Source organism: Dermacoccus sp. BD5 (assembly GCF_044878485.1).
Taxonomy (GTDB): Bacteria; Actinomycetota; Actinomycetes; order Actinomycetales; family Dermatophilaceae; genus Dermacoccus; species Dermacoccus nishinomiyaensis.
On sequence record NZ_JANJER010000013.1, the window covers coordinates 13,131 to 39,887 of the forward strand.

The following is a 26,757-nucleotide window of genomic DNA, read 5'->3' on the forward strand; positions in this document are numbered from 1 at the left end:
ACCCTTCGTTGCGCTTGCCGCCGCGTCGGTCGACGGGCGGCCGGGTCGTTACTCGGGGCACCCCGGCGCGCGTGTGCGTTCGCATGGGGGTTGCCGCCCGGCCAGCCGAGACTTCGCGCCGGGGCTCGTGACCCACACATAACGTAGCACTGGCCAAACATAAAGGTCGAGTTATGCATCAACGGCGGCCACACCGTGACATTCGTCAGGGGCCCGCCGCACCCGGGCGGCCATACTGAGAGCAGAACGCTCGTGGAGCACTCCCCCGTCGGTGAGCAGCGGTGATCGATGGTTCATGATCGCCCTGACCGTGTTCGAGATCGGAGCGTCGATCATCACGGTCGAGTTCGTGAAGTCGCATGGTGGCAGCGATTTCAGCGCGTACATGTGGTCGCTGCTCGCGCCGATCATCGGCGCTCTCGTCTACTGGGCGCGCACACGCCACGCGTCAGGGGCCCGCGCCGCGATCCTCGCGTTCAACCTGCGCTCGGCGGCCGTCGTCATGGCGAACAGTTCGTTCCAGAACGCGTTCGCGTGGACGCAGATCATGACGGTGGCGGCGATGCTGGTCGGCATCACCCCACCGTCATGATTGCGCGTCGCCTGCGTCTGGACGGGCAACGGGCAGCCGCTCAGCACCGCCAGTGAGAGCTCAGGGTGCCCAGTGCGAGCCCAGCGGGTAGCCGCCGTTGTCGCCGTTGTCGGTCGTCTTCGTGGCGAGCACCTGGTGCAGGTGCAGCCAGCCCTCCTCGAACCCGAGGCGTGAACCGGCCATGTAGATGCCCCACACCTTCGCGGTCGGCAGGCCCGCCTCGGCGACGCAGAAATCCCAGTTCGCCTCGAGGTTGCGGCACCAGTCGCGCAGCGTCAGGGCGTACGACAGGCGCAGGTTCTCGTCGTGCTGAACCTCGAAACCGGCGTCGTGGCACTCACTGATGAGCCGCCCCGGCGAGGCGAGCTCGCCGTCGGGGAAGACATAGCGATCGGTGAACGGCTCCGGCTTGGCCGATGCCGTGTCGTCGCGACGCGTGATGCAGTGGTTGAGCAGGCGGCCACCGTCGCGCAGCTTCGAGTGCAAGAACGAGAAGTAGTTGGCGTAGTTCTTCACGCCGATGTGCTCCGTGAGGCCGATCGAGCTGACGGCGTCGAAGCCCGTCTCGGTGACCTCGCGGTAGTCGCCGTGGCGGATCTCGACGAGGCTCTCGAGGCCCGCCTCACGCACGGCGCGCTGACCCCACTCGGCCTGCTCCTTGCTCAGGGTGACGCCTATGACGTGGACGCCGCGCTCGCGAGCGGCGTGCATCGTCATGCCGCCCCAGCCGCAGCCGACGTCGAGCAGCCGTTGGCCGGGCTGCAGGTCGAGCTTGTCGGCAACGAGGGCGAACTTGCGCTCCTGCGCTTCCTCGAGGGTGTCGTCCGGCGTGTCGAACACGGCACACGTGTAGGCCATCGAGTCACCGAGCACCTTCTCGTAGAACGCGTTCGAGACGTCATAGTGGTGCTTGATCGAGTCGGCGGCGCGACGCACCGGGTTCACCTTGGCGAGGTGGCGCTTCCAGCGGGGCTCGTTCTCGACCTCGGGCAGCGGCGGGTGGACGAACGCCTTCGGCCCCAGCTGCTTGACGACGGGCGCGAGCGCCGACGCGACGCCCTTCGGCGTCAGCTGCTTCGTGCGCACGTCACGCTTGATGCGGCTGAACACCTCGTAGGGGTCACCAGGGTGGAAACCGGTGCCGGTCAGCGTGCCCGTCAGATAGGCGCGGGCGAGGCCGAGATCGCCAGGGGCGCTGAGGAGGTAGCGCAGCCCCTCCTCGCTCTCGACACGCACGGCGATGTCGCTGTCGCGCGGGCCGATGTCGGTGCCGTCGTACGCCGTGATGCGGAAGGGCAACGGCTCCTCCAACACGGCCTGGACGGCCTGGGCGACGAGGGGGGTGGCGGTCGTGGTCTGGCTCATGCGTGCGTCCTCATCTTGTCAGCGAACTCAGGAAGGCGGCCCTGCGGGTCGTACTTCGTCTTCATGCGGCGGTATTCGGCTGCGCCGTACAGCTCTTCGAACGTCTCGGCGTCGTAGTAGACGTCGGAATAGAGCGACTTGTGGCCGTCCATCGTCGGCAGCACGGCCTCGATGTCGCGGTTGACGTCGCCGTCAGACCGCCCGGGGGTGATGGCGACGGTGCCCCAGAACCCGACGTTGACGTACGTGCGGTTCGGTTCGAGCTGGTACAGCGGCCACGCGTCGTCGCCGCGCAGGCGCAGCGGGCACACCCACACGGGCGTCATGCCGACGTGCTCGTCGAACCACGGCATGAACGTCTCGAGCTGTTCGAGGGGCACCTCGACGTCCTGCACGACGCGCTCGCGCGGCAGTTCGCCGCGCATCTCGTCGATCTTCGCGGCGAAGCCCCAGCGGTTCTCCCACCCGACGATGCGGTGGTAGAAGTCGCTGCGACGGTACTTGCGCGGCCACACGCGTCGCACCTTCGGGTTCTGTGCGAAGAACGCGTCGGAGCACCAGAACCAGTCGGTGTCCCAACGCCAGATGTAGTCGTGCGCGCTCAACGTGTCGCGGTCGAGCTCACTGATGCTCTTGTAGAAGATGTTCTGCCCCGTGTAGTCGCTCGGGCGGCGGCGCGTCTCGGGGAAGAAGTTGGCGAGCACGAGATAGGCCTCGTCCTTGCTGACGATCATGCCGTCGAGGCCGTCGACGCGTTCGCCTTGCCACTCGCGGGTCTCGACGATGGCGTCGATCGCTCGCGTCATGGCTGCGACGCTCGCGAACCGCACGTTGCGCGTCTCGACGAGGTCACCGATCGGCTGCAGTTCGATGCGCAGACGCGTCGCGTAGCCCAGGCTGCCGTAGCTGTTGGGGAAGGCGCGGAAGAGGTCGGCGTGCTCGTTGGTCGGCGAGGCGGTGAGCAGCTCGCCGGTGCCGGTGAGGATGTCCATCTCGAGGACGGACTCGTGCGGCAGTCCGTTCTTGAACGACGTCGACTCGATGCCGAGGCCGGTGACGGCGCCGCCGAGGGTGATCGTGCGCAACTGCGGGACGACGAGCGGCATGAGGCCGTGCTCGAGCGTGGCGTCGACGAGGTTCTCGTACGTGCACATGCCCTGGACGTCGGCCGTGCGAGCGTCGGCGTCGATGCTGATGACGCCCGTGAGGCCGCTGACGTCGAGGCCTACCTTCGCTTTCTCACGCGGACGGAAGAGGTTCGAGGTCTTCTTCGCGAGGCGCACCGTGGCGCCGGCGGGGATGGCTTCGAAGGAGGCCCTCAACTGCGCGACGGCAGAGGCGTGAGCGGCCTCACCGGCCGGTTCCACACTGGGCTGTTTTTTCTTATCGAACATCTATGCTCTCCACGTCTCAGGAAATTACGCCTGCCCCGGTTGCAGCACCAAATCAGGCCGGCTCATTCCCGAGCAACCGCTCGACCCAGGCGTTGCGGAACATGCCGGACGGGTCATGCCGACGCGCCTCGCCGTCGAGGGCATGCAGTCCGGGGAACTGTTCGCTGAGCTGCTGTGGCGGTGCCGCGTGCAGCTTGCCCCAGTGCGGGCGCGGGTGGCCAAGTGCAGCTTCGAGGGCCGGCAGTTCACGGCGGACGGCGTCCGGGTCGCGGCGCCAGGTGAGGTGGATGGCGAGCATCTCGCCTGTGGCGAACGGGCTCGCACTGAGGCTGTCGCCGGCGACGGCGCGGATCTCCATCGAATGCGCGAGGCGGGCGAAGACGTCGGCGAACCGTGGCAGCGCTCGCAGGGCGTCCGCGACCGTTTCACGTGAAACAAAGTACTCGCTCTGCACCTCGTCGCCGACGCTGGGGGTGAAGTCGCTGCGGAAGTGAGTCAGCCGTTCGGCGCTCGGCCCGTGAACACCGAGCTGCTCAGTCACCGCGACGGGATCAGCGCCTGGGCTCGGGTGACGAGGGCTCGTGGCGGCGCGGGCGCCGGCGAGCTGCGCCGGAGCATCGACGCCGCGCGGACGCTTGGCGAAGAGCAACGCCCGACCGCCGTCGCTCCAGTCGGGGGCGATGCTGAACGAGTAGAGCGGGCGCGTCAGGTCGTCGAGATGGTCGACGAGGGTGTCGTATTCGAGCCCTTCGTACACCGTCGTTGCGATGTCGAACGCGGGCACGACGTCGAGGATCAACTCGACGACGGGCCCGAACAGACCGAGATGCACGGGATAGTGCTCGAACCCGGGTTCGCCGCGCGTCATCGTGTGCAGCTCGCCCGCAGCGGTGACGTGGGTGAGCGAACGCACCGCAGACGCGAGGCTCGGACGCTCCCATCCGGAGCCATGCGTCGCCGTCGCGATGGCCCCGGCGACGGTGATGTGCGGCAGTGACGCAAGGTTCTCGAACGCCCAACCACGCTGCGCGAGAACGGCGTTGACCTGCGCATACGTGGCGCCGCCGTCGATGGTGACGCAGCGTGCGTCCTCGTCGAGGTCGATGCGACGCTCGAGGTCGAGGAGGCTGAGCTGCACGCCGTCTGTGTCGGCGATGTCGTTGAAGCTGTGGCCGGTGCCGACCACCCTCAGCCGCCCACCGTCGGCCGCTGCCCGGCAGACCGCATCCTGCACCTGCGACGTTGTCCGCGGCGCGTATCGCTCGCGTGCTTCGAAGACGACGGTGCCGGCCCAGTTCGTGGAAGGGAGCGCGCTCATCCCCCCAACGTTATACCCGCCCGACGGCGCTCGCCCTGGGTGCTCGAGGCCGGGGTGCTGGGTCTACCGGCGAGTGAGTCACTCTCGTGTCCGGGTGAGTCAGTCAGGACTGACTCACCCGGACGTTGGTGACGCAGTTGGATCTCACGTCGCATGCGCCGCCCTGCGGGGCGTGGCGCGACGGGAGTCGAACGATCAGATCGAGACGACCATCTTGCCGGTGTTGGCGCCGTTCAGCAGGTCCATGAACGCCTGCGGCGCGTTCTCCAGGCCCTCGACGACCGTCTCGTCCCACTGAACCGAGCCATCGGCGAGCCACGTCGCCATCTTCTGCTGGAACTCGGGCACGAGGTCGCGGAAGTCGCTCTGGATGAACCCGCGGATCGTGATGCGCTTGCCGATGACGAGCGCGAGGTTGCGCGGCGCGGCGGGCGGCTCCGTCGAGTTGTACTGCGCGATGGCGCCGCACATCGCGATGCGCCCGTGGGTGTTCATCGACGAGATGGCCGCCTCGAGGTGGTCGCCCCCGACGTTGTCGAAGTAGACGTCGATGCCGTCCGGCGCGGCGTTCTTGAGCAGGCCGCGGACGTCACCGTCCTTGTAGTTGAAGGCGGCGTCGAAACCGAGCTCCTCGAGACGCGCGATCTTCTGTGCGGAGCCCGCCGAACCGATGACGCGGGACGCACCCTCGAGTTTCGCGATCTGACCGACGAGCGAGCCGACGGCACCGGCCGCGCCGGAAACGAACACCGCGTCGCCGGAGTGGAATTCACCGACGCGCATGAGCCCGCCGTACGCTGTGATGCCGGGCATGCCGAGCGCGCCCAGGTAGGCGGACGGCGACACCTGCGCGCCACCGACGTTCGTCGAGACCTTGCGTGCCGCCTTCGCGGGCACGACGGCCATGTCGCGCCAGCCGAGGCCATGGAGGACGAGGTCACCCTCCGCGAAACCCTCAGCGCGGGATTCGACGACCTCGCCGACCGCGCCGCCGTCGAGGGGCTCGTCGATCTGGAACGGCGGGACGTAGGACTTCACGTCGTTCATGCGGCCACGCATGTACGGGTCGACGCTCATGACGGTGTTGCGCACGAGCAGTTCGCCGTCGCTGAGGGCGGGGAGTTCCCGCGTCTCGAGGCGGAAGTTGTCGGAGGTGGGCGCGCCATGGGGGCGCGATGCGAGCACGATCATCTGAGAAGTCGTCATGCCCTCACATTGCCACGGGCCACCGACAACGCTCCAACCGAGCCGGTCGAAGCCCCCTGCGTATCCACGGTCCACGACGGTCGATTCAAGGGCGAATGTGACCGAAATCGCGGATGAGGACGCCGCTTGCGAAGATGGCCGAATCGCAGATGGGGACGACAATCGCGGAGGGGCGGGCCTTCAGGGACGCAGCGCGTCAGTGGTGGTCGCGCAGTTTCAGCTGGTAGTAGACCGTCGCGCCCGTGGTGTCTAGCTGTTCGAAGCCATGCGATTCGTACAGGCGGTGCGCGTAGGCGTTGTTGCTCTGAGTGCTGACGCGAACGTGGTGCGCACCGTTCTCACGGGCACCGTCGAGTACCGCTTCGAGCAGCGACCCGCCGACGCGGCGTCCGCGTGCGGCTCCGTCGACGAACAGGTCGGCGATCACCCAGTCGTGAGTGAGGTGGATCGAGTCGAACGCGCGGTAGACCTGCGCGAACCCGACGACGCCCACGCTGTCCCGGGCGCCGAGGACGAGCGTCTGCCCCGTCTCGATGCGCTCGGCCAGAAACGTCCGCGCGTCTGGCGTTGGCGCCTTGCCGCAGAAGCTGCGGTACTGCTCGAACAGATCGACGAAATCCTCGACGTCCCCAGGCATGGCATGTGCGATATCGATGTTCACGCCTTCATCTTGCCCAATCGCGCACGCCCGCGGCCTCTGGGCACCGCAGAGCGGTTCGCCGGGACTCGACGAACCGCTCTGCGGGCGTCAGGTCACAACGAGCGGGCGATGAGTTCCTTCATCACCTCGTTGGCGCCGCCGTAGATCTTCTGGATGCGCGCACCGGCGTACATCTTCGCGATGGGGTACTCGAGCATGAAGCCGTAGCCGCCGAACAGCTGCAGGACGCGGTCGATGACATTGCACTGCACGTCCGTCGTCCAGTATTTCGCTCGCGAGGCGGTGGCCGAGTCGAGCTTGCCCTCCATGTGCAGCATGATGCAGTGATCGAGCAGGGTGCGGGCGGCGAGCACGTCCGTCGAGCACTCGGCGAGCACGAAGCGCGTGTTCTGCAGGTCCATCAGCGTGCCGTCGAACAGTTCACGCGACTTCGCGTGCTCGACCCCGAGCTTCACGGCCAGCTCCGCCGATCCGACGGCGGTGCACGCGAGGCCGAGGCGCTCCTGCGGCAGCTGCTCCATGAGGTGGTAGAAACCGCGCCCTTCCTCGCCGAGCAGATTCGCGACGGGTACGCGCATGTCGGTGAAGTGCAGTTCGCGCGTGTCCTGACCGTGCTGGCCGATCTTCTGCAGCACGCGCCCGCGCTCGAAACCGTCGAGGTCGGCCGTCTCGAGCACGATGAGCGAGATGCCCTTGTGCCCGGCGGCCTTGTCACGCTCGCAGGTGCGGGCCACGAGGACGATGAGGTCGGCGTGACCGGCGTTCGTGATGAACGTCTTCGAGCCGTTGATGATGAACTCGTCGCCGTCGCGCACCGCGCGCGTCGAGACGCGCTTGAGGTCGGAGCCCGCGCCGGGTTCCGTCATGCCGATGGCGCCGACCCATTCGCCGGAGCACAGCTTCGGCAGCCACTTGCGCTTCTGCTCCTCGGTGCCGTAGGCGACGATGTAGTGCGTCACGATGATGGCGTGGACGACGAAGCCCCACGAGTCGTCACCGGCCTTCGCCTGCTCGATGGCGACGACGGCCTCGTGCGCGAACGTCGCGCCGCTGCCGCCGTAGTCCTCTGGCACCGACAGGCCGAGCAGGCCCAGCTCACCCGCCTTCGTCCAGACGTCACGATCGACCTGGTGCTGTTCGCTGTAGCGGTCGATGTTCGCGAAGATCTCGCGGCTGAACGTGGCGGCGAGACGCTGGAGGTCTTCCAGTTCGTCGTCCATCCACGGCGAGCGGTACGGCAGGGGTGCGGCCGGGCCCATGGGTCTTTCCTTTCGTCGGTTCCACCAGTGTCCCCCACATCACAACAACCTTGGCGCTGCGGGCGCGTCTCATTCACTGCCCGTCGCACCGGCTCCTTCACCCGAAGGGGCCAGTGACCCTGCATCTATGTTGACCGTCAGGTACGCTTTATCGAACGCGAGTGGTGAAATACGACACGCGTAGTGGGTCTGACGTCCAACCGGGTGGTGGCGGACGACAGACCCGCGCGAGCCGCCGCAGCGCCGCGCACGGGGGAAAGCGCAACCGAGAACGAGGAGCTGCTGCATGGCCAGCCATGACGCCGGGTGGGAGGCGTTCCGCGAGGAGTTCCGCCACTGGATGGAGCTTCGGGGGATGACGAGCAGAGCCCTCGCCGCTCGCCTCAACGAACTCACCGTCGACCAGCCGTTCGACGAGCACGTCGTCAAGCGATGGCGCCACTCCACGTCACCGCCCCTCGAAGTCGTGCGTCACATCGCGTCCCTGCTCACGATGAGCGACGATCCGAGCGGTCAGGCTCCCTACGATTCCGCGTTCATCCTGCGTCGCATGGGCCTGCTCGCGCCCGCAGCGCCGGCCCAGGAACTTCTCGACACGAGCCTGCGTCTGCAGGAGCTTCGCCTGCGCCTCAGTGAGGTGCGCGGCCAGCTGAGCCGCCACGCCGCGCGAACCGGCGCCGGCCAGCTCGTCCAGACGGCGCTTTCGCATGGGTACGCCGCGGCCGTCTTCCCCGTCTGGGAGGGGCCGGTCGGCTATCCGATGCACGTCGCCGACCGCATCGACTTCCGCACCCCGCGCGACGACATCCCTGCCGTCGAGGAGAACGAGGAGATGCTCGCCGCGCTCGTCGCCAACGCCGCCGTGCCGGGCACCCGCCATCCACGATTCAGCACCCAGCCTGATGATCTGGCTGAACAATCGCACTGGGCGATCCAGCTCATCGGCCGCCCCTCGATGCGCAACGGCAAGGCCATCCACCCCGCCGCGCCGGCGATCGCCGTCACCGCCTCGACGACGAGTGCGTGGGCCGACGACGTGGGCGGCATCATCGCGTGGTTGCTCGGCTACGGCTTCGTCTCGACCCGCGAGATCGCGCGTGAGCTGACGCGCAACCCGATCGCGACGGACGCGCTGCGCAGCGAGGTGCACGATCAGTTCGTCGCGCGCCCGCCGTCGCACCACGTGTGGTCGCACCACAGCGTCATGGTGCCCGAGGACAACCCGAACTCGCCGTGGGCCGCAGCCGACGGAACCGGCTCGCCCGGCCTCGTGCACATCCGACTCGTCGAGGATCACCGGCTCATCGAGTGGACGTCCGAATGGCTCGGCGGGCAGCTCGGCATGAGCGCCGAGGAGGCTCTGACGCTGACGGAGACCACCGCGTCCACCGTCGAGGCCCGCCTGCACAGCGGCGCGCTCGCGCACGTGCGACGACGCACCCTGCTCGTGCCGACACCGTTCGCCGAGACGTCGGCGCAGCGGTGGGAGAACGCCCTCGGCGCGGCGCTGGCCGCGACGCGCTTTCTCGCCGAGCTCGGCGTCGAGCGCACCGACGGCCTCGACGCCGTGCATGATCGGTTGATGCGAGACGAACCGGACATCGCCCCCTCCTTGCTGCGGTGGCTGGCCGACCACGAGTGCCCCCTGGTCAACCCGAAATTTTCGTCCTGGTCGAATTAGGGTCTGACGAGGTCAAGCGAAGATTTCTGTTCACAGGTCGGACAACCGACTTGGTGCGCGGCCAAGCGAGCCGCGCCTTCCTACACTGGCCGGAAGCCACGGCATGCGCCCGCGTCGGACACGGGCACGCTCACGAGGGGACCACCGACGATGGCAGCGCACGACTCCAGCTGGGAGATCTTCCGCAGCGAACTCAAGCACTGGATGGAAATGCGCCGCTTCACGAACAAGGCGCTCGCCGAGGCGATCAACGCAGACCTGCCCTCCAGCGGTCTGAGCGCACCCGTCGACGAGCAGATCATCAAGCGCTGGCGGCACTCGACGTCACCGCCCCTGATGACGCTCAAGGTCATCGGACGCATCCTCGGCATGAGCAGCGACCCCACCGGCCGCGCCACCTACGACCCGACGCACCTGCCGCGCGTCATGGGCATCCTCGACCCCGCCCCCGAGAACGCCGAGCTCATCGAGGCCGCCTACCGGCTGCAGACGGTGCGCGCCAAGATCGCCGAGGCCCAGAGCACCCTGACGGCGATCACTGCTGACGAGGGCGCCGTCAACGTCGTGCGCGCGGCCGCCGCGTCGGGGCTCGGCGCCGCCGTCCTGCCCGTCTTCGAGGGCCCGCGCGGCTACCCGATGCACGTCTCCGACCGCATCGACCTACGCGCCCAGGGCGCCGAGGCCACCGCGCCGCAACCGAACCAGTACCCCCTCGTCCATGACGCGCTGCACGACGCGTTCGCCGTCCGCAGTCGACGCGCACCGCGCTTCGCCGACACGAGCCTGCAGCCCAACCCCGACGCCTACGCCGCCTGGGCCGTGCAGCACGTCGGCTGCCCGCGCACGAGCGCGGTGGATCGCCCCCACGTCGGCCTGCCCGCCATTGCCATCACGTCCGTCACGACGACGCCGTGGCCCGACGACGTGGGCGACATCGTCGCGATGGTGCTCGGCTACGGCTTCACGACGACGCGTGAGCTCGCCCGCGAGCTGGTGAGCGACCCCTATGCGGCGGAACCGCTGCGCGCCGACATCCATGACAACTTCCTCTACGCCGCGACCCCGCTGTGTCGCGTGTGGACGCACCACAGCGCCGTCGTTCCGCCGGCGAACGACCATGCGCCGTTCGGCGACGCGCAGGGCCGCGTGACGAGCCAGCTGCTGCACTTCTACGTGCGCGAGGACGATGCTTCCCTGCGTCACGCCGCCGAGCACCCGGCGAGCCGCCTCGACCCCGTCTCTCCGGAGGAGCTCGACGCCGCCGTCGCCCGCACGCGCGCGACGCGCGCCGAACTCGACGCACGGTTCGAGCGCGTGCAGGACAACCCGCGCATCCGGCGCATTGACTACGCCTTCACGCCCGAGGCCGAGGACCGCTGGGCGCTGGTGTTCGAGATGACGCTGACGATCCTGCGCAGGCTCGACGAGCTGGGCGTGCGCCTCGACCTCACCGAACTGCACGAGCGACTCGCGCGCACCGAACCGCAGGTCGCACCGCAGGTGCTGCGCTGGCTCGCCGACCACGACGCGCCGTTCGTCGAGTCGCGTCACCGCACGCTGCACTGACGGGCGACTGACGCGCGGCGCCCTGCGACGAGGAGACCCCGTTCAGGCGGACGGCCCTCAGCGCAGCGCGTGCAACCACGCGCGGGCGTCGGCGAAGGCCTCGTCGCTCGTCTCGGGCGTGACGTCGACGGGACGCTTGTCGGCGCGCGCGTACGAGCCGAGATAACGCACGTCGGCGGCCACGCGCTTGAGCCCCATGAGCGCCTCCCCGACACGTTCGGACGCGATGTGCCCCTCGATGTCGAGCGAGAAGCAGTAGCTGCCCATCGCCTCGCCCGTCGGACGCGATTCGAGGCGCGACATGCTGATGCCACGCGTCGCGAACTGCTCGAGCAGTTCGAGCAGCCCCCCGGCGCGGTCGGCGTGCTGGTAGAGCACGAGCGTCGTCTTGTCGTGGCCCGTCGGCGCGGGGGTGCGGGGGCGGCCCGCGGCGTCGCGGGCCTTCGTCACGAGGACGAATCGGGTGACGGCGCCCGCGTTGTCGCCGATGTGCGTGGCGAGGGTCTCGAGGCCGAATACGTCGGCGGCCATCGGCGCGCACACGGCAGCCTGGAAGTTCTCTGCGGCGTCATCGGCGAGGCTCTGCGCGGCGGCGGCCGTCGAAAGCGTCGGCACGTAGGTCGCCTGTGGCAGGTTCGACGCCATCCAGCCGCGCACCTGCGGCCACGCGTGCGAGTGCGACCCGACGCCCGTGATTTGCTCGGCGCGCGTGCCCGGGCGGGCCGCGAGGACGAACGTGATCGGCACGAGCACCTCACCGACGAGCAGCAACTGCGAGTCCGTGGGTGCGCCGGCTCCCGCGTTGAGGGCGTCCAGCGTGGAGCTCACGCCACCCTCGACGCTGTTCTCGATCGGCACCATGACGCCGTCGACGCCACCCGAACGCACCGCGTCGAGCGCGGCCGGGACGGTCGCGAACGGGACCGAGCGTTCCAGGGCAGCCGCGACGAGGTCGTCCGTCGCGGTTGGGGCGCCGGACGAGCTGGGAGTCTGGTGCGAACTCGCCTCACCGGGGGTCGAAGCACCCGCGGCAGGCGTGGTCGCGTCCGCCCCCTCGTCACTGGCGGGACGCACCGCTCCGGCGGTGTCACGCCTCTGCTGCTCGAGCCACCCCCGCAGCGCAGCCTGCGTGAACGTGCCGGCAGGGCCGAGGTAGCCGTAGGTCGGTTCGTCGTGCGTCATCGGGCATTCCCCTCACCGGCGCGCGCCGCGGCGACCGCCTGCTTCTCCTCGGGCGTGAGCTCGCTCGAACTCGCGCCTGCTTCGACACTCTTGGCGTACGTGCGTGACTCGGCGCGCCCGTGGATCGACGAGATGACGAGACCGTCACCGGCGTCATCGACGAGGGCCGCCGAGAACGACAGCTGACCCGCCATGTCGCCGAACGCGTCGTAGCGGACGACTGCGACGTGCTTGAGCGCGCGTCCCGAATCGGCGCGGGCTGCGGCGAGTTCGGTTCGAGCAGCGGCGATGTCGCGCGCCACCTGGCGCGGGCCGCCGTCGTCGTCACCGATGATGGTCGCGAGGCGGGCCTCGCTCGCGCGGACCTGCACGAGCGCCCACCCGGCGAGCAGGAGAGCACACACTGCGACGGCGAGAGCGACGGCGATCACGACGTCAGCCTATGCAACCGGGCGTGGTCGATCAGACCGGCACCCAGGCCGGGAATTCGACGCCGGCGAGGGCGGCCACCATGAGCGCCGCGAACAGCAGGCACACGACGCCACCGGCGGTGCGGATGGCGGAGAGGCTGAGCCGCTTGAGCAGCGCCTTTCCGGCGACGGCGCCCAGCGCCGAGACCAGGGCGAGCGCGAGGAACGCCGACAGGCCGACGAGCCAGGGGTTGCCGCCACGCGCGACGAAACCGGCGGTCGCGAGCTGGCTCAGGTCGCCCCACTCGGCGAGGAACAGGATGAGGAAGCTCGCCCCAATCGCCTTGAGCCCCTCGGCCGGCTTGGCCTTGGCACCGAACTCCTCCTCGGCCTCCGCCTCACCCTCATCGGCCTCCTTCGCGCCCTTGATCAGCACGAAACCGGCGACGAGGAACAGCAGCGCGACGACGGCGTGCACCGGCTTCTCCGGCAGCAGGGTGAGGGCGCGGCCGAACAACACGGCGACGACCGTCTGCACCGCGAACGCGGACGCGACGCCGATCCACACGTACAGCGGCCGATATTTCGTCGCGAGCACGAGCGTCGCGATGAAGGTCTTGTCGGGAAGTTCGACGAGGAACAGCGTCGCGAAGACGGTCAGGGCGAGAGCGAGATCCACGGGCCACGAGCCTACCGGGTCGCAGCGAGGATCCAGGATCAGCGACTACGCTTGAGCGATGTTCCGTCGGTGGCTCGTGACTGCTCTCGTCGCCGCCGTGACGTTCGCGGCGCTCGCCGTGGGCATCTCCGTCGCCAAGTCCGACACCTCCCCCACGCATCGCGCGCAGCCGGGCAACCTCGTCGTCGTCGGCATGCCGGGGCTGACATGGAGCGACATCAACCCCGACACGACACCGACGCTGTGGGACATGTCGCAGCACGCCGCCGTCGGCAACCAGCTCGTCCGCGTCATCAGCGACCACTCGTGCAGCGACGCGGCATGGGTGACGCTGGGCTCCGGTACACGCACCCCGCTCGGCTACAGCCCGCCGATGGCGGCAGCGTCCGGCACGAACGACTTCTGCCCGCCCCCGGTGAAAGGCGAGTACGACGCGACGCACCACACCTACCGTTACCCGCAGTGGAGCACGTGGGCCAAGGACGCGCTGAAACGCAACATCCCCTCACGCATGGGGCTCGTCACCTCGACACTGGAGAAGGACGGCCAGTGCGTCAGCGCCGTCGGAGAACGGGCGACGCTCGGTGCGGCGAACCGTCAGGGCGTCGTCTCGCACTACTGGCCGAGAATCTCCGGCGCTGACCTCGCCGCGTGCCCCGTCACGTACGTCTCGCTCGAGGGGCGCAGCGACGCGCAACTGCGTCAGGTGCTCGACGCGGCACCCATCGACACGACCGTCCTCGTCACCGGCCTCACCGATGACGAACGCCCCGAATCGCCGCGCGCGATCATGCTCGACGGGCCGACGGTCGGCTCGGGCATGCTGCGCTCACGCCAGACGCGTCAGCGAGGGATCGTCACGACGACCGACATCTCCGCGTTCGTCCTCGAACGCACCCCCCGCGCGCCGGTGCTCGGCGAGGGGCGCCCCCTGTCGATCGAACCCGTCTCGACGCCCGCCGCACTGCGCTCGGTGCGCAACACCCAGACCCTGCTGCGCACCGAGCGCAACCTCGTCGGGCCGTTCTTCGTCTGGGTCGCGGCCCTCGGCGCGCTCGCCGTCACCATCGGGGCGTGGCTGTCGGTCCGCGCGCGCTGGTGGCCCTGGAGCGGACGTGACGTGGCCGACGGCAACGCCGCGGCCCGCGCCGTCATGACGCGCCGGCTGCGGGTGGCGCGCGGCTGGTGGGCGACGACGGGTGCGCTGCTCGGTGCGGTGCCGGCGGCAACCTTCCTGGCGAACCTCTACGCCTGGTACCTCCACGACCATGCGTTGGCGTGGCTCGGCGGGTGCGTCGTCGTCATCATCGTCGTCATCGCGGCGCTCGCACTGCTCGGGCCGTGGCGTCGCTGGACGCCCGGCCCTGCCGTCTTCGTCGCCTCCTGCACCGCGCTGGTGCTCGCGATGGACGCGGTGCAGGGATCGCCGCTACAGCTCGTCAGCGTGCTCGGGCTCCAGCCGGTGTACGGCGGCCGATTCTTCGGGATGGGCAACGTCGGATACGCGCTGTTCATGACGTCATGCCTGTTCGTCGCGGCGATGCTCGCGGGGCGTTATCGCGCGATGAAACGGCCGCGGCTCGCATTGCTGACGGTGCTCGCGATCGGCGTGCCCGCCATCCTCGTCAACGGGGTGCCGCAGTGGGGCAACGAGGGTGGCGGCTCGGCAGCGTTCGTGCCCGCCATCATCTACCTGGCGATGCGTGCTCGCGGGTGGCGGATCACGCTGACGCGACTGCTGCTCGCCGCGTTGGGCGGTGCTGCGTTCGTCTTCGTCATCGGCTGGCTCGACTACCTGCGCGGCGAGAGTGCGCGCACACACCTCGGCGACATCTTCGCCGGCCTCGTCGGCGACGGGCAGGTCAACCCGATCAGGCGAGTGCTGTACGCAAACTGGCACATGCTCAACACCCATTGGTTCTACTGGTTCGTGCCGATCTGGCTCGTCGTGTGCATCGTCGTGCTCGCGTTTCCCGACGGGCCCGGGCGCTTCCTCAAGCCACTGCTCGTGCGCGTGCCCATGATGCGGCACGGCCTCATCGCCATCACGATCATGCTCGCCGCCGGATTCCTCGCCAACGACTCGGGCACCTCGATCCCGCCCGCCGGGGCGCTCGTCATCATGCCGCTGCTCGTCATCGTCGCGGCGCGCCTCGGATCGCCGCGCACGAGCGAAGCCCCTCGCGTGCCTGCCGTGAAGGGTTGACGGCCGTACCCATCTGCGATTTACGTCCACATCCAACGGATGTTGCGGGCAGGCGAAGGTGGACGAAAATCGCAGAAGTGCACAGGCTGCCGCGGGCTTCGAGCCCTTTCCACTGCTCTCTTCACACCGTCGCCGACGTGGAACCGACGTCGGACGCGCGCTGCGCTCGGCCCCTTCCGTCAGACGACGCCCCGGCAGCGACACGCGTGAGGCCCCCGCACCTGACGATGTGGGGGCCTCACGGAGAGTTCCGGCAAGGTGAGCGCCTGGCGACGGAGTCGACGCGGCAGACGCCCTACGCTGAGCCCTGACTCACCAGATCTGACGGTGAGAGCCGAGCTCAGTGCGACCTGACGGCGGGCGTCAGCGCAGCGTGATCTGCCGCGAGACGATGCCGTTGCGGGCGCGACGTTCGTCGGCGGTGAGCGGCTCGGTCTCGAGCGAGGCGAACGCGTCGTCGAAGGCCTTGGCGAGTTCGGCCATCGGTGCGGCCTGCTGCTCGGGCAGGCGGTCGGTCGCCACTTCCCAGACGGGCGTCAGCACGCCGCACGCACGGAACGCGCCGAGGAGGCGGCCTTCGTCGTCGTTCTCCGGCATGCGCGCCTTGCCGGATGCGGACAGGCGGGCGAGCGCGTCGGTGGCCTTGTTCTCGTCGTGCGGCGGCACCCAGCGGATGAAGGCGCGATCGCCGATGAGGCACCAGTAGGCGGAGTCGACGCCGTCGATCGGCGCAGTCGGAGCGATCGACTCGTTGGCGTCCTCCATCGAGACGGAGGCCTCTTCGCCGATCTCGTGCTCTTCGGGGATCCAGAAGTCGAACGTCTCGTGGACGGTCGGTTCGAACGTCGTGCTCGTGATGATGTCCTGCAGGCGCGGCGTCGCAGCGCTGACGCGCGGCGGTGCGGGCAGCGGCTGGCCATTCTCGAGCTGCGTGACGGCGATGAGCTGCGCGGCGAGGTCGCGGCTCGCATCGCCGGATCCACCGCCCGTCTGCAGCGCCACCATCATGTCGCCGTCCTCGCGACGCAGGCCGGGCCACGCCATCGGCAGGATCGTCGCGATGACCGCTTCGTGCTCCTGTCCGTCGACCTCGAAGGTGACCTTCGCCGTCGCTGACGGGACGATCTCACGCATCGCCACCCAGTCCGTCTCACCTGTGAGGCCCTCGAATGGACGCGCGACGAACGGCGCCGGCATGTGCGACGGATCGAGCGGACGCTTGTTCTCTTTGCCCTTGCGGCGTGAAGCCTTACCCATGGTCGATGAGTCTAGTGATGTCGCGTGCCCACGGCGGCGCGATGCGTCATCTCGCTGCGGTAGTGGAACGCCGTCAGGCGCGGCGTCGGCTGGCCCACATGCGTGTCGCAGCGAGTGCATCTGTCGAGCGTGCGAGGCCGATGCGCCGCAAGACGCGCAGAGGAATGTTTGGGCGGGCCGCCGCGGAGGCGGCCTGCCCGAGCTTGCGAGGTCAGGCCCGCCGACGCGACGGGCCGCCCAAACTGGCCCACACCGTGCGGCCGTTGCGTTCGTCGCTGACGCCCCATTCGTGCGCGAGGGAGCGGACGATGCGCAGGCCGCGGCCGGAGTTGACCCATTCGCTCTTGGGTTTGGGCATGGGGATGTCTTCGCCGCCGCCGTCGGTCACTTCGATCTCGACGCGCGGGGCGCGAACCTTCCAGTGCACCCGGATGCTGCCGTCGGGCAGGGGCTTGGCGTGGCGGATGGCGTTGGTGACGAGTTCGCTGACGACGATCTCGCATTCGCCGATGACTTCGTCGCTGATCTCGCCGTCGGAGAGGTCGTCGACGATGGTGCGGCGGATGCTGGGGACCGATTCGAGCGTCCAGTCCAGGCGGACGGTGCGGACGCGGGCGTCGCTCGACATGTCGTGGCTACCTCGTGCGGTCGGACCTCGCGGGGCGGGGTGGTGTTCAGCGTTCGTTCAACCTTGCCACACATCGCAACGGGCGTGGGGTTGGGTGCGCGGCCCCACGGGTGCGCCGCGACGGATCCGAGCGAAATGGGTGACTTCGAGCGCTCTGCCGCTCGTATCCGCCCATTTCGCTCGAATTCACGTTGGCGGCGGTCGTCAGACGACCACAGCAGAAGTGATCGTCGCCGACAGCGTCAGCCCCAGAACGCCTCTCGAGCTTTGAGCACCTTCTTGGGCTTGTTGGTGATGATGGCGTCCACACCGTTGCGCAGGCAGCGTTGGATGTCGTCGGGGTCGTCGACCGTCCACACGTGCACCTCGTGTCCGCGTGCGTGCTGTTCGGCGACGAGGCCGGGGTTGCGGCGCAGCATGCCGACGCTCATCGCCGCGATCGAGATACCGGGCGGCAGCTGCCCACCGCGGATGCGCTGTGGTACGACACCCTCCATGAGCCAGGCGAGCGGCACCTGCGGCGCCAGCGTCGTCATGCGGGAGACGGCGGGCAGCGAGAACGACATGACGCGGACGTTGCAACGCGACGGGTCGGGCGTGTCGAGACCGAATTCGGCGAGCACCCGCGCCAGTTCCTTCTCGACGCGCCCCGTGTGCTTCGACGGGTGCTTCGTCTCGACGGCGAGGTCGACGCGGCGCCCGGCGTCGAGCGTCGTGCGCAGCAACTCCTTGAACGTGAGCAGGCGTGAGCCGCTGCGGTCGGCGATTTCCCAGTCGTCGTCGGTGTCGTCAGATTCGAGACGCGCCTTCCACGACCCCCAGTCGAGGCCCTCGAGCTTTGCAAGCTCCAGGTTCGAGATCGCGCCCCGCCCGTTCGACGTCCGCTTCGCCGTGCGGTCGTGCACGCAGACGAGGTGACCGTCAGCGGTCAGCCGGACGTCACACTCGAGCGCGTCGGCACCGACGCGGATGGCGCGTTCGTACGCCTCGAGCGTGTGCTCCGGTTCGTGGTGCGACGCCCCGCGATGCGCCACCACCTGAGGGCGCTCACCGGACAGCGTCGGCAGATCGAGCGGCGCGACGGCTGGGCGAGCCGCGCGATAACCAGCAGCGAGCGCCTTGGCCGGGCGCGGGACGGCAAGACGAGACTTCGACGAACTCACCACTACATCCCTACCCCCCGCGCATGAATAGCGGGTTAATGAGGCGCCACTCGTCCGCACCACGGACGCTACGGTCTCGGCGCGTGGCTCTCATTCGTGAACGCACCTCGCGGGCGGGCCACCGCTCCTCGCGGTTCGTCGCAGGCGCGCAGTCCGCGGCGCGCGCCTCTCGCGTCGGCCGGCAACGGTCGGCGATCTGGCGATTCCGACGGGTGGGGGCGCGTCTCGTACGGGCCCACACGCTCGCCGCTCCCTCCCTTTCCGCGGAATGGCGGGGTTGTCGGGCGTGGAGGTTATGGTGACCGGGATCACCAGCCGCACTGGCCGCACCCGCCCGAGGAGGCGCGCATGCCCGACACGACGACCGACGATTTCACCGAGACCGCGACGCCGGACGTCCTCGTCGCCCGTCGCGGTTCACTCGCGCGCATCCTGCTGAACCGGCCCAAGGCCATCAACGCGCTCACGACCGACATGGTGAACGCCGTGAGCGCCGCGCTGGAGCAGTGGCGCGACGACGACTCCGTCACCGCCATCACGATCGAGGGCGCCGGCGAGCGCGGCCTGTGCGCGGGCGGTGACGTGCGCAGCGTCCGTGAAGCGTTCGTCGACGGCGACGGCGAGCGCGCGTTCGAGTTCTTCCGCGACGAGTACCGCATGAACGCGCTCATCGCCGACTACCCGAAGCTCATCGTCAGCCATCAGGACGGGATCGTCATGGGTGGCGGCGTCGGCATCTCGGCGTTCGCCGGGCTGCGCGTCGCGACGGAGCGCACGAAGGTCGCGATGCCCGAGACGATCATCGGATTCTTCCCCGACGTGGGCGCGCTCTACCTTCTCTCGCGCGCGCCGGGCGGCACGGGCGCCTACCTCGCACTGACAGGCACAACGGTTGGTGGCGCCGACGCCTGCTACGTCGGGCTGAGTGACGTCGTCATCGAATCCGACTCGTGGGCAACGGTTCTCGAGCGTCTCGCCGAGGGTGCTGACGCTGACGCAGCCGTCGCCCGGCTCGCGTCGTTCGATGCCGCTGGCAATGCACCTCTCGGTGCGCAGCGGGCTTGGATCGACGAGGCCTTCGGCTCCGGCGAGCACCTGCGCGCGCCGTGCGAGGTGCTCCAGACGCTGCGTGCGTCCGACGTCGAGGCCGCGCGCGGCGGCCGACCTGCTGACGCAGCGTTCACCGTTGTCTGTCGCCGCGACGGTCGAGGCGATGCGGCGCGCGGCGGGCATGGACTCGGTGCACGAGGTGCTCGCTCAGGACATGGTGCTCGCGCGCGGCCTCATCGAACACGGCGACTTCGTCGAAGGTGTGCGCGCGCAACTCGTCGACAAGGATCGCCAGCCGATGTGGTCGCAGGCCTCGTTCGACGAGGTCAGCGGCGCCGATGTCGCGCGCTTGTTCGAGGGCTGAGCCCTCGGCGGGACGCCGGTGGGGCACTCATGGCGTAGCCGGGGCCTCGTCTTCGCACTGGCGTGCACCCATCTGCGATTCTTGTCCACATTCAACGGCCATTGCGACGCCGCCCCCGATGGAGACAGTTGTGATGGTCACGAGCGCGTCGCATCCCCGGTGCTCGCGCAGGATGGCGGGCAACTCACACGTTGGCGCGCAACTTCCCGCCCACTCGTGAGTTACTCGCCATCTTGACGACGCCCGCCAGCGCTCAGATGCACGCCCGTGTCAGTGGACGAGCTTGAGTCCGATCACGCACCCGATGATGCCGAGCAGGAGGCAGATCTTGACGATCGAGACGGACTCGGCGCCCGTCATCATCGCGTAGGCGATGGTGAGCACGGCTCCGATGCCGACCCATACGGCGTAGGCGGTTCCGACAGGGAGGGTCTCCATCGCGTAGGCCAGACCACCCATGCTCAAGGCGCACCCGAGGGCGAAGACGACACTCGGGCCGAGGCGACTCAACCCGTCCGACTTGTCGAGCGCCGTCGCCCAGACGGCCTCCATCGCACCGGACACCACGAGCACGAACCACGCCATCATTGATCACTCCTGATGGCCGTCTTGTCGCGCTGCCGGGTACGGCTCCCTCGTCCGGGCCCGCATCGACGGGCTCTGCAAGCTTGTCACACGAACGGCGCTCCCTCGCTTCGCTCTGCCCAGGGGTGTGCCGGCAACCCGCAGCCAACTTCCACAGGATGGCGGGTAACTCACACGTAGGCACGTAGTTGTCCGCCTACTCGTGAGTTACCCGCCATCTCGTGCGATTGCCACGTACCCCAACGCCACGCCCGCCTATATGGGAATGATTCTCACTAAAGGGATGTTGAACCCACCGTCGAACGAAGGAGAAGATCATGACCCGCACGACGAACCGCCCGAAGATCACCCTGCGCTCCACCGCGGGCACGGGCTACAGCTACACGACGCGCAAGAACCGCCGCACGACGTCCGACCGTCTCGTGCTGCGCAAGTACGACCCGATCGCGCGCCGCATCGTCGAGTTCGCCGAAGCCCGCTGACCTCGCAGGAGCACGCGTCAGACAGCCGAGGAGCGAAACCTCGCTCCTCGGCTGATGCGCGCCCCCGCTCCTCGAACGGCAGACCCGGTCCTGCACATGGCCGAGGCCCGCCCTAACCCACTCTCTTAGCTCTTTCTCAGCCACCCGGTGATGAGGTCTAACCATTCACCACCCAGGCGAGCACCCGGTGGATGCTCGCGCGCCGAGAGAGGCCATTCATGTCGTCCGTCGTCGCCACCCGCCCCCGTCGCTCGCCGACCACCGGCGCCCGCCGCGCCCCCGCAGCCGAGCCCGCTGCACACCACCTCACCGCCAAGGCCGGCGCAGCCGGCGCAACGCTCGTCGCCGGCGGGCTCGGCCTCGGCGCCGTCGTCACCCACGAAGGTGCTGCGGCGACGGGCGAGCTCGGCCTCGACACGGCTCTCTCGCACGACCGCCTCAGCCCGCTGGTCAGCCTCGCGCACGGCATCGACGTCGTCATCGGCCCCATCGTCGGCCCGCTGCTCGTCGCCATCGTCGCGGCGCTGCTCTTCGTGCGCCACCGTCGAGCAGCCGTCATCTTCGCGCTGAGCACGGCCGGCCTGTGGCTCGCGACGTCGTCGCTGAAGCTCGTCTTCACACGCGCGCGCCCGCCGGCCGATCAGGTGCACGCCCTCGTGCACGAGACGGCGCGCGACAGCTTCCCGTCCGGCCACACCGCGCTCGCCGCAGCCATCGTCGCGGGGGCGTTCTTCGCGGCTCGCTCGCTCGGTCGATCCACGCGCCTCGTCCTCGCTATCGGCATCCCGTTCGCGCTCATCGTCGCGGCGTCGCGCCTCTACCTCGGCGCTCACTTCCTCGGCGACGTCACCGCCTCCCTCGTCTTCGTCACCGGATTCGCGCTCGTCGGCGCAGCACTCGCGCCGCTCGTCGCACGCCGGTTGGACCACTGACGACTGCGCCGACGCCCTGCGGCCCCGGAAAATGCGGGGTGCGGGCATCGACATTCCAGCGAGCATCCCACTCACGACCGGGGCCACACCGGACGACCCCCGGCCCAGGCAGCGACATACGAGCAACGACCCACCGACGCCCCGTCCGTCGATGGCGTCGACCGGCCGACACCACTGCCGCACGTCGAGGACCAATCGATGACCACCCCACCCACAGGCCCCGCATACGGTGAGGGGGTGCATTATCACCTCCCTCGCCGCGCGCGGGGCTTGCGCGTGCGGGTCGTCGCGACGTTCGTCGTCGCGGCCCTCGTCGCACTCGCCATCGCGCTCGCGGCGTTCACGTTCGGGCTGAGGCAGATCCTCACCTCGAGCGCCGGCGACAGCGCGACAACGGAGGCGCAGCAGGTCGCGAAAGAACTCAGCACGACGGATGACGCCTCCGCAGCGTTGCGTGCCGCGGGCATCCACACCCAGGTCGTGCAGGTGCTCGACGCTTCGGGCGCGATGCTCGCGACCAATGATTCCCACGCCTCGACTCCCCTCGCCCGCCCCGCCGAGAGCACGCGTCGCACGGAGATCACCCTCGATGGCGACCGCGACCACTACGTCGTCGTGACGCTCGCCGCGCACACGCGATCCGGCGCCGAGCGCTGGGTCGTGGCGGCCGCGCCGATCGACCACGAGGACACGATCGTCGACACGACGATCGTCCTGCTCGCCCTGACGGCGGGATGTCTGCTCGTCGTCACCGGCTGGGGCATCCACCGTGTCGTCGGGCGCGCGCTCGCCCCCGTCGAACGTATCCGTCTCGACGTCGAACGCATCCGCTCCTCCCACCGTCCCGAACGCGTGACGGTGCCCGCGACGGGCGACGAGATCGAGCGGCTCGCCATCACGATGAACGCGATGCTCGACCGTCTTGACGCCGCCGACGCGAGCCAGCGCGCGTTCATCTCCGACGCCTCCCACGAGCTACGCAGCCCCCTCGCGACGATCCGCATCCTCACCGAGACCGACCCCGAACCGTCCGAATCGACGCGCGTCATCCACGCCGAGACGCTGCGGCTGCAAGGCATCGTCGAGTCGCTGCTCGCCCTCGCACGGGCCGACGATGACGCACTCGCGCTCACCCTGCGAGACGTCGATCTCGACGACGTCGCCCACACCGAGGCGCTGCGAGCCCGCAGCGCTGCCCCGACCCGTGGCGGCGAGCCGGTCGTAGTAAGCGCCGACCTCGCGCCCGTGCGCGTCGTCGCTGACGGCGAGCGCCTCGCGCAGGTCGTGCGCAACCTCGTCGACAACGCGCTGCGTCACGCGACGAGTGCCGTGCGCGTCACGACGCGGGTGGAGGATGCCGGCAACCGCGAGCCGGCCACGGACAGGGACGGGGCGGGCCGAGTGAACGAGCGCTCTGACGACGACGCACGCGGAACAGCCGTTCTCACCGTCGACAACGACGGAAGCGTTCTCGACGCCGGCGATCGTGAGGCGATCTTCGGCCGCTTCGTCCGCCTCGATGACGCCCGCAGCCGCGACGCCGGCGGCAGCGGCCTCGGGCTCGCCATCGCGCGGGCCATCGTTCAGGCCCACGGCGGGACACTCGTCGCCGAAGAATCACCCGACGGATGGTGCCGCTTCACACTCCGGTTGCCGATGGACTGAGCCTCATACGCCCCCCGACCTGATGCGGCCCGCCGCATCCACCCCTCGCCTCAGCGTCACCCCTGCGGCGCCCACCGCTCGGCGAGCGTCACTCCGCCGCCTCAACCAACCTGTAGCCGTGACCCCGCACCGTCTCGAGGCTGGCGGTGCCGAACGGCGCGTCGATCTTGCGACGCAGATACCCGACGTACACTTCGACGACGTTGTCGTTGCCTTCGAAGTCGGCGCCCCACACGTTGTCGAGGATCTCAGGCTTCGACGCGGGCTCTCCGCCACGTCGCGCGAGGTAGAGCAGCAGCGCGAATTCCTTTGCCGTCAAAGAGATCTCGACATCACCACGCATGACGACGTGGCGCGCCGGGTCGATCGTCAGCCCGCCGACGTCGAGCACCGTCGGCCGCTCCGGCGCACCGCGTCGCGCGAGCGCCCGAAGCCGCGCCACGAGCACGGGAAAGCTGAACGGCTTCGTCAGGTAATCGTCGGCGCCGAGGTCGAACGCGTCGACCTGATCGAGGTCGCCGTCCTTCGCCGTCAGCATGAGCACGGGCGCCCACACCCCGTCGCGGCGCAGCCCGGCGAGCACGTCGTAACCGTTGCGGCCGGGCAGCATGATGTCGAGGACGATGACGTCGTACGGGTTCTGCGCGCCGAGCCACTGGCCGGTGATGCCGTCACCGGCGACGTCGACCACGAATCCCTCACGCCCCAGACCGCTCGCGACAGCGTCGGCGAGGTGCTTCTCGTCCTCGACGAGCAGAACCCTCATGCCGCCTCCTCGCGCGCGTCGATCGTCATGCCCCAGGTCTACACGACACCGGTGAGCCGACGCGATGCGTCAGGACGTGACGATGCAGCACCCGGCGAGCATGAGGGGCAGCGCGACAAGCCCGATGCCGAGCACCTCGAGCGGTTCGACGGCGGCGCGACGGCGCGTCAGCCACCAGCATCCGGCGAGACCGATGGCGAGTGCGACGGGCGCGAGGAGCAGCGTCGACGAGGCGAGCGACCCCCAGGCCGACGCGGGCCATACGTCGCCGATCAGCTGCCCGACGACGGTGCCCAGCGCCAGCATCGCGGCGACGGCGGCGACCCAGGCGACGGCGAGGTCGGTGAAGCGTGAGCGCGGGGCGAGGTTCATGCCTCGACGATGCGCGTCACACCCAGGCGACACCTCGTGCGCGCCTGTGGCGTGGCTGTGGGGCGAACGGTGCGTCCTCATCCCCTTTGTGTGCAAATGCATCCGGGTGCATTTGCACACAAAGGGGTCCGGGCGTCGAACGCACGCACCGTCGGGTTCGGCGCAGGTCAGCACGGCACTCATCGTCATGACCGGGCGGCGAGCATCAAGAAGTGGCCGACGATCGCCGCGACGACGCTGACGACGCCGATTCCGGCCCGAAGCGCGCTTCTCGGCCGTGGGTTGCCGCGCCCTCCTGAGGCCTTGTGCCAGTCATCTCGCCCATTGCACTCTGCCTCTCCTCACGTCGCCGCTCGAGCATGTCCACACTGCGACGCACCAGACGACATCACCGTTCCCCGCGCGGCGCGACGGGCGTTCGGCCACGCGTTGTTAGGCTCGCAGGGTGTATGTGAGCCGCGCAGAACTCGAGAAGATCCTGGGCGCGAGCGTGCCCGAGAGCGTCGACGGCATCGACGCCGTCACCCATGATTCTCGGGCCGCGAAGCCGGGTGGCGCGTTCGTCGCGATCCCCGGATTCACCGTCGACGGTGTGACGTTCGTGCCGCAGGCTCTCGCGAACGGGGCGAGCCTTGTCGTCGCCGAGCGTGACGTCGAGGGTGCTCCGACCGTCGTCGTGCCAGACGCGCGTGTCGCGCTCGCCGCCCTCGCCACCGCGACGGCCGGGCATCCGAGCCACGACGTCACCGTCTACGGCATCACCGGCACGAACGGCAAGACGACGAGTAGCTACGTCCTGCACGGCATCCTCAGCGCCGCGTACGGCGAGGAGAAGACGGGCCTGCTGACGACCGCCGAGATCGTCGTCGGCCGCGAGCGTGAGCCGGCCGTCCGTACGACCGGTGAGGCTCCGCAGGTGCAGGGCAACCTCGCGCGGATGCGTGACGCGGGCGTCGAGCACGTCGTGCTCGAGACGAGCTCGCACGGCATCCATCTCCATCGCGTCGCCGGAACCCGTTACGCCGCAGCGTTGTTCACGAACCTCACCCGCGACCACCTCGACCTGCACGGCACGATGGAGGACTACTTCCTGACGAAGCGGCGCCTCTTCGAGTGGACCGACGGGCCGAAGCTGACGAACGTCGATGACGCCTACGGAGCGCGCATCGTCGCCGAGGTGCCCGGCACGCTCGGGTTCGGCGTGAGCGAGAACGCCGACTACCGCATCACGAAGGTTCACCCCAGCGATGGCGGCACGGCGTTCACGCTGACGACGCCCGAGCGCTTCCTCGACGGACGCGACGCCCCCGGCGTCATCGAGCTGCAGATGCCGCTGCTCGGCGACTACAACGTGCACAACGTCGCGGGCGCGTCCGCGATCGCGCTCGAGATGGGCATGCCGCTCGACACCCTCGTCGGCGCCGTCGCCCACATGGCACAGGTGCCGGGCCGCTTCGAGCGCGTGCCAGCGGCCACCGCGAAGGGCTTCGAGGTCGTCGTCGACTACGCCCACACCGAGGTCGGCCTCGAACTCGTCCTCGACGTCGCGCGCGCCGTCGTGGGCCGCGACCACGCCGACGGCGGCGTCCGCAGCGAAGGCGGGCGCGTCATCTGCGTCTACGGCGCAGCGGGGCGGCGCGACCCGGCGAAGCGCCCGAAGATGGGCGAGGTGGCGAGTCGCCTCGCGGACGTCAACATCATCACGAACGACGACACGTATGACGAGGACCCGCAGGCCATCGCCGACGAGGTGATGGCGGGCGCCGATCCGTCGAACACGACGATCGTCCTCGACCGCCGCGACGCCATCAGTCAGGCGCTGACACAGGCGCGCCCGGGCGACATCGTCGTCGTCGCGGGCAAGGGCCACGAGCGCGTGCAGCACCTGCCCGGAGGCGACGTCGACTTCCACGACACCACCGTCGTCACCGAGCTGCTCGCCGAGCTCTGACGCCCCCCCGTCCTCATCTGCGG

24 protein-coding genes, 1 pseudogene and 2 riboswitches are annotated in these 26,757 nt (G+C 69.2%); of the genes and pseudogenes, 10 read left to right on the forward strand and 15 right to left on the reverse strand.

Features of this window, described 5'->3' with window-relative positions:
• Nucleotides 1–5: 5 nt before the first annotated feature.
• Nucleotides 6–133: riboswitch (SAM riboswitch) on the reverse strand.
• A 162-nt stretch (nt 134–295) separates the two neighbouring features.
• Nucleotides 296–592: a hypothetical protein gene (locus tag NQ706_RS10415; RefSeq protein WP_038566557.1), complete on the forward strand. Its 297-nt coding sequence runs from the start codon at nt 296–298 to the stop codon at nt 590–592.
• 60 nt (nt 593–652) lie between these two features.
• Here NQ706_RS10415 and NQ706_RS10420 read toward each other — a convergent pair whose 3' ends face one another.
• The 6 genes from NQ706_RS10420 to NQ706_RS10445 all read right to left on the reverse strand — a co-directional run bounded on the left by NQ706_RS10420 (nt 653) and on the right by NQ706_RS10445 (nt 7,795).
• Complete coding sequence (locus NQ706_RS10420; RefSeq protein ID WP_038566555.1) at nt 653–1,957, reverse strand: cyclopropane-fatty-acyl-phospholipid synthase family protein; 1,305 nt, start codon at nt 1,955–1,957, stop codon at nt 653–655.
• Nucleotides 1,954–3,351, reverse strand: coding sequence for an FAD-binding oxidoreductase (locus NQ706_RS10425; RefSeq protein ID WP_051805513.1), 1,398 nt, complete (start codon nt 3,349–3,351; stop codon nt 1,954–1,956). The genes NQ706_RS10420 and NQ706_RS10425 overlap by 4 nt, the downstream gene beginning before the upstream one ends.
• Before the next feature lie 52 nt (nt 3,352–3,403).
• The gene (locus NQ706_RS10430) at nt 3,404–4,669 is read right to left on the reverse strand and encodes an FAD-binding protein (RefSeq protein ID WP_038566553.1); all 1,266 of its coding nucleotides are present in this window, start codon (nt 4,667–4,669) and stop codon (nt 3,404–3,406) included.
• Nucleotides 4,670–4,864: 195 nt separating this feature from the next.
• Entirely contained in the window at nt 4,865–5,875 is a 1,011-nt protein-coding gene (locus NQ706_RS10435; RefSeq protein ID WP_038566551.1) for an NADP-dependent oxidoreductase, read from the reverse strand.
• 196 nt (nt 5,876–6,071) lie between these two features.
• Entirely contained in the window at nt 6,072–6,536 is a 465-nt protein-coding gene (locus tag NQ706_RS10440; protein ID WP_051805511.1) for a GNAT family N-acetyltransferase, read from the reverse strand.
• Nucleotides 6,537–6,628: 92 nt separating this feature from the next.
• Nucleotides 6,629–7,795, reverse strand: a complete 1,167-nt coding sequence (locus tag NQ706_RS10445; protein ID WP_038566549.1) for an acyl-CoA dehydrogenase family protein — start codon at nt 7,793–7,795, stop codon at nt 6,629–6,631.
• A 286-nt stretch (nt 7,796–8,081) separates the two neighbouring features.
• Here NQ706_RS10445 and NQ706_RS10450 point away from each other — a divergent pair, with 286 nt between their 5' ends.
• A complete protein-coding gene (locus tag NQ706_RS10450) occupies nt 8,082–9,476 on the forward strand; it encodes a hypothetical protein (RefSeq protein WP_038566547.1) in 1,395 nt (464 codons plus the stop codon).
• 150 nt (nt 9,477–9,626) lie between these two features.
• The gene (locus NQ706_RS10455; protein ID WP_038566545.1) at nt 9,627–11,042 is read left to right on the forward strand and encodes a hypothetical protein; all 1,416 of its coding nucleotides are present in this window, start codon (nt 9,627–9,629) and stop codon (nt 11,040–11,042) included.
• A 57-nt stretch (nt 11,043–11,099) separates the two neighbouring features.
• Here NQ706_RS10455 and pheA read toward each other — a convergent pair whose 3' ends face one another.
• From pheA to NQ706_RS10470, 3 genes are read right to left on the reverse strand one after another with little or no spacing between them, the layout of a single operon-like run.
• Nucleotides 11,100–12,224, reverse strand: a complete 1,125-nt coding sequence (pheA, locus tag NQ706_RS10460; RefSeq protein WP_038566544.1) for a prephenate dehydratase — start codon at nt 12,222–12,224, stop codon at nt 11,100–11,102.
• A complete protein-coding gene (locus tag NQ706_RS10465) occupies nt 12,221–12,655 on the reverse strand; it encodes a DUF4446 family protein (protein WP_038566542.1) in 435 nt (144 codons plus the stop codon). Before NQ706_RS10465 ends, pheA begins: the two co-directional genes overlap by 4 nt.
• Nucleotides 12,656–12,686: 31 nt before the next feature.
• The gene (locus NQ706_RS10470) at nt 12,687–13,313 is read right to left on the reverse strand and encodes a TMEM165/GDT1 family protein (RefSeq protein ID WP_006946987.1); all 627 of its coding nucleotides are present in this window, start codon (nt 13,311–13,313) and stop codon (nt 12,687–12,689) included.
• Between the two features lie 58 nt (nt 13,314–13,371).
• Here NQ706_RS10470 and NQ706_RS10475 point away from each other — a divergent pair, with 58 nt between their 5' ends.
• Nucleotides 13,372–15,519: a hypothetical protein gene (locus tag NQ706_RS10475; protein WP_038566540.1), complete on the forward strand. Its 2,148-nt coding sequence runs from the start codon at nt 13,372–13,374 to the stop codon at nt 15,517–15,519.
• Between the two features lie 363 nt (nt 15,520–15,882).
• Here NQ706_RS10475 and NQ706_RS10480 read toward each other — a convergent pair whose 3' ends face one another.
• From NQ706_RS10480 to NQ706_RS10490, 3 genes are all read right to left on the reverse strand, one after another.
• Nucleotides 15,883–16,776, reverse strand: a complete 894-nt coding sequence (locus tag NQ706_RS10480; RefSeq protein ID WP_404360886.1) for a DUF5926 family protein — start codon at nt 16,774–16,776, stop codon at nt 15,883–15,885.
• A 211-nt stretch (nt 16,777–16,987) separates the two neighbouring features.
• Nucleotides 16,988–17,404, reverse strand: a complete 417-nt coding sequence (locus NQ706_RS10485; RefSeq protein WP_038566536.1) for an ATP-binding protein — start codon at nt 17,402–17,404, stop codon at nt 16,988–16,990.
• A 242-nt stretch (nt 17,405–17,646) separates the two neighbouring features.
• A complete protein-coding gene (locus NQ706_RS10490; protein WP_235181986.1) occupies nt 17,647–18,567 on the reverse strand; it encodes a glycerophosphodiester phosphodiesterase family protein in 921 nt (306 codons plus the stop codon).
• 348 nt (nt 18,568–18,915) lie between these two features.
• Here NQ706_RS10490 and NQ706_RS10495 point away from each other — a divergent pair.
• Together NQ706_RS10495 and NQ706_RS10500 are read left to right on the forward strand one after the other, a co-directional pair.
• Nucleotides 18,916–19,629 (forward strand): annotated as a pseudogene (locus NQ706_RS10495) (enoyl-CoA hydratase/isomerase family protein); the annotation flags it as partial.
• Nucleotides 19,604–19,981, forward strand: coding sequence for an enoyl-CoA hydratase/isomerase family protein (locus NQ706_RS10500; RefSeq protein ID WP_404360901.1), 378 nt, complete (start codon nt 19,604–19,606; stop codon nt 19,979–19,981). The pseudogene NQ706_RS10495 and the gene NQ706_RS10500, both read left to right, overlap by 26 nt.
• Before the next feature lie 270 nt (nt 19,982–20,251).
• Here the strand turns inward: NQ706_RS10500 and NQ706_RS10505 are convergent, their stop codons facing one another.
• Nucleotides 20,252–20,566, reverse strand: coding sequence for a multidrug efflux SMR transporter (locus NQ706_RS10505; RefSeq protein WP_038570084.1), 315 nt, complete (start codon nt 20,564–20,566; stop codon nt 20,252–20,254).
• Between the two features lie 14 nt (nt 20,567–20,580).
• Nucleotides 20,581–20,645, reverse strand: a riboswitch (guanidine-III (ykkC-III) riboswitch).
• Between the two features lie 238 nt (nt 20,646–20,883).
• On the opposite strand from NQ706_RS10505, the gene rpmG reads away from it, so the two are divergent.
• The 3 genes from rpmG (at nt 20,884) to NQ706_RS10520 (ending at nt 23,645) form a co-directional block, all read left to right on the forward strand.
• Nucleotides 20,884–21,048 (forward strand): 50S ribosomal protein L33, encoded by a 165-nt coding sequence (gene rpmG, locus NQ706_RS10510; RefSeq protein ID WP_038566531.1) that lies wholly within the window; start codon nt 20,884–20,886, stop codon nt 21,046–21,048.
• 218 nt (nt 21,049–21,266) lie between these two features.
• Nucleotides 21,267–21,980: a phosphatase PAP2 family protein gene (locus NQ706_RS10515; RefSeq protein WP_006947151.1), complete on the forward strand. Its 714-nt coding sequence runs from the start codon at nt 21,267–21,269 to the stop codon at nt 21,978–21,980.
• A 198-nt stretch (nt 21,981–22,178) separates the two neighbouring features.
• Nucleotides 22,179–23,645: a cell wall metabolism sensor histidine kinase WalK gene (locus NQ706_RS10520; RefSeq protein WP_081873544.1), complete on the forward strand. Its 1,467-nt coding sequence runs from the start codon at nt 22,179–22,181 to the stop codon at nt 23,643–23,645.
• A gap of 88 nt (nt 23,646–23,733) precedes the next feature.
• On the opposite strand, the gene NQ706_RS10525 is transcribed toward NQ706_RS10520, so the two are convergent.
• Nucleotides 23,734–24,411 carry a response regulator transcription factor gene (locus NQ706_RS10525; RefSeq protein ID WP_006946951.1) on the reverse strand — a complete coding sequence of 226 codons (678 nt, stop codon included), beginning with the start codon at nt 24,409–24,411 and terminating at the stop codon, nt 23,734–23,736.
• A gap of 69 nt (nt 24,412–24,480) precedes the next feature.
• Entirely contained in the window at nt 24,481–24,783 is a 303-nt protein-coding gene (locus tag NQ706_RS10530) for a hypothetical protein (RefSeq protein WP_006947131.1), read from the reverse strand.
• Between the two features lie 451 nt (nt 24,784–25,234).
• On the opposite strand from NQ706_RS10530, the gene NQ706_RS10535 reads away from it, so the two are divergent.
• Nucleotides 25,235–26,734 carry a UDP-N-acetylmuramoyl-L-alanyl-D-glutamate--2,6-diaminopimelate ligase gene (locus NQ706_RS10535; RefSeq protein WP_260858351.1) on the forward strand — a complete coding sequence of 500 codons (1,500 nt, stop codon included), beginning with the start codon at nt 25,235–25,237 and terminating at the stop codon, nt 26,732–26,734.
• The last annotated feature ends 23 nt before the right edge of the window (nt 26,735–26,757 follow it).

What these genes read in the sequence shown, in the direction of transcription:
- NQ706_RS10415 (WP_038566557.1), top strand. Translation starts at nt 296, where the DNA reads ATGATCGCCCTGACCGTGTTCGAGATCGGAGCGTCGATCATCACGGTC.
- NQ706_RS10420 (WP_038566555.1), bottom strand. Translation starts at nt 1,957, where the DNA reads ATGAGCCAGACCACGACCGCCACCCCCCTCGTCGCCCAGGCCGTCCAG.
- NQ706_RS10425 (WP_051805513.1), bottom strand. Translation starts at nt 3,351, where the DNA reads ATGTTCGATAAGAAAAAACAGCCCAGTGTGGAACCGGCCGGTGAGGCC.
- NQ706_RS10430 (WP_038566553.1), bottom strand. Translation starts at nt 4,669, where the DNA reads ATGAGCGCGCTCCCTTCCACGAACTGGGCCGGCACCGTCGTCTTCGAA.
- NQ706_RS10435 (WP_038566551.1), bottom strand. Translation starts at nt 5,875, where the DNA reads ATGACGACTTCTCAGATGATCGTGCTCGCATCGCGCCCCCATGGCGCG.
- NQ706_RS10445 (WP_038566549.1), bottom strand. Translation starts at nt 7,795, where the DNA reads ATGGGCCCGGCCGCACCCCTGCCGTACCGCTCGCCGTGGATGGACGAC.
- NQ706_RS10450 (WP_038566547.1), top strand. Translation starts at nt 8,082, where the DNA reads ATGGCCAGCCATGACGCCGGGTGGGAGGCGTTCCGCGAGGAGTTCCGC.
- NQ706_RS10455 (WP_038566545.1), top strand. Translation starts at nt 9,627, where the DNA reads ATGGCAGCGCACGACTCCAGCTGGGAGATCTTCCGCAGCGAACTCAAG.
- pheA (WP_038566544.1), bottom strand. Translation starts at nt 12,224, where the DNA reads ATGACGCACGACGAACCGACCTACGGCTACCTCGGCCCTGCCGGCACG.
- NQ706_RS10475 (WP_038566540.1), top strand. Translation starts at nt 13,372, where the DNA reads ATGTTCCGTCGGTGGCTCGTGACTGCTCTCGTCGCCGCCGTGACGTTC.
- NQ706_RS10480 (WP_404360886.1), bottom strand. Translation starts at nt 16,776, where the DNA reads ATGGGTAAGGCTTCACGCCGCAAGGGCAAAGAGAACAAGCGTCCGCTC.
- NQ706_RS10485 (WP_038566536.1), bottom strand. Translation starts at nt 17,404, where the DNA reads ATGTCGAGCGACGCCCGCGTCCGCACCGTCCGCCTGGACTGGACGCTC.
- NQ706_RS10500 (WP_404360901.1), top strand. Translation starts at nt 19,604, where the DNA reads ATGCACCTCTCGGTGCGCAGCGGGCTTGGATCGACGAGGCCTTCGGCT.
- NQ706_RS10505 (WP_038570084.1), bottom strand. Translation starts at nt 20,566, where the DNA reads ATGGCGTGGTTCGTGCTCGTGGTGTCCGGTGCGATGGAGGCCGTCTGG.
- rpmG (WP_038566531.1), top strand. Translation starts at nt 20,884, where the DNA reads ATGACCCGCACGACGAACCGCCCGAAGATCACCCTGCGCTCCACCGCG.
- NQ706_RS10515 (WP_006947151.1), top strand. Translation starts at nt 21,267, where the DNA reads ATGTCGTCCGTCGTCGCCACCCGCCCCCGTCGCTCGCCGACCACCGGC.
- NQ706_RS10520 (WP_081873544.1), top strand. Translation starts at nt 22,179, where the DNA reads ATGACCACCCCACCCACAGGCCCCGCATACGGTGAGGGGGTGCATTAT.
- NQ706_RS10525 (WP_006946951.1), bottom strand. Translation starts at nt 24,411, where the DNA reads ATGAGGGTTCTGCTCGTCGAGGACGAGAAGCACCTCGCCGACGCTGTC.
- NQ706_RS10530 (WP_006947131.1), bottom strand. Translation starts at nt 24,783, where the DNA reads ATGAACCTCGCCCCGCGCTCACGCTTCACCGACCTCGCCGTCGCCTGG.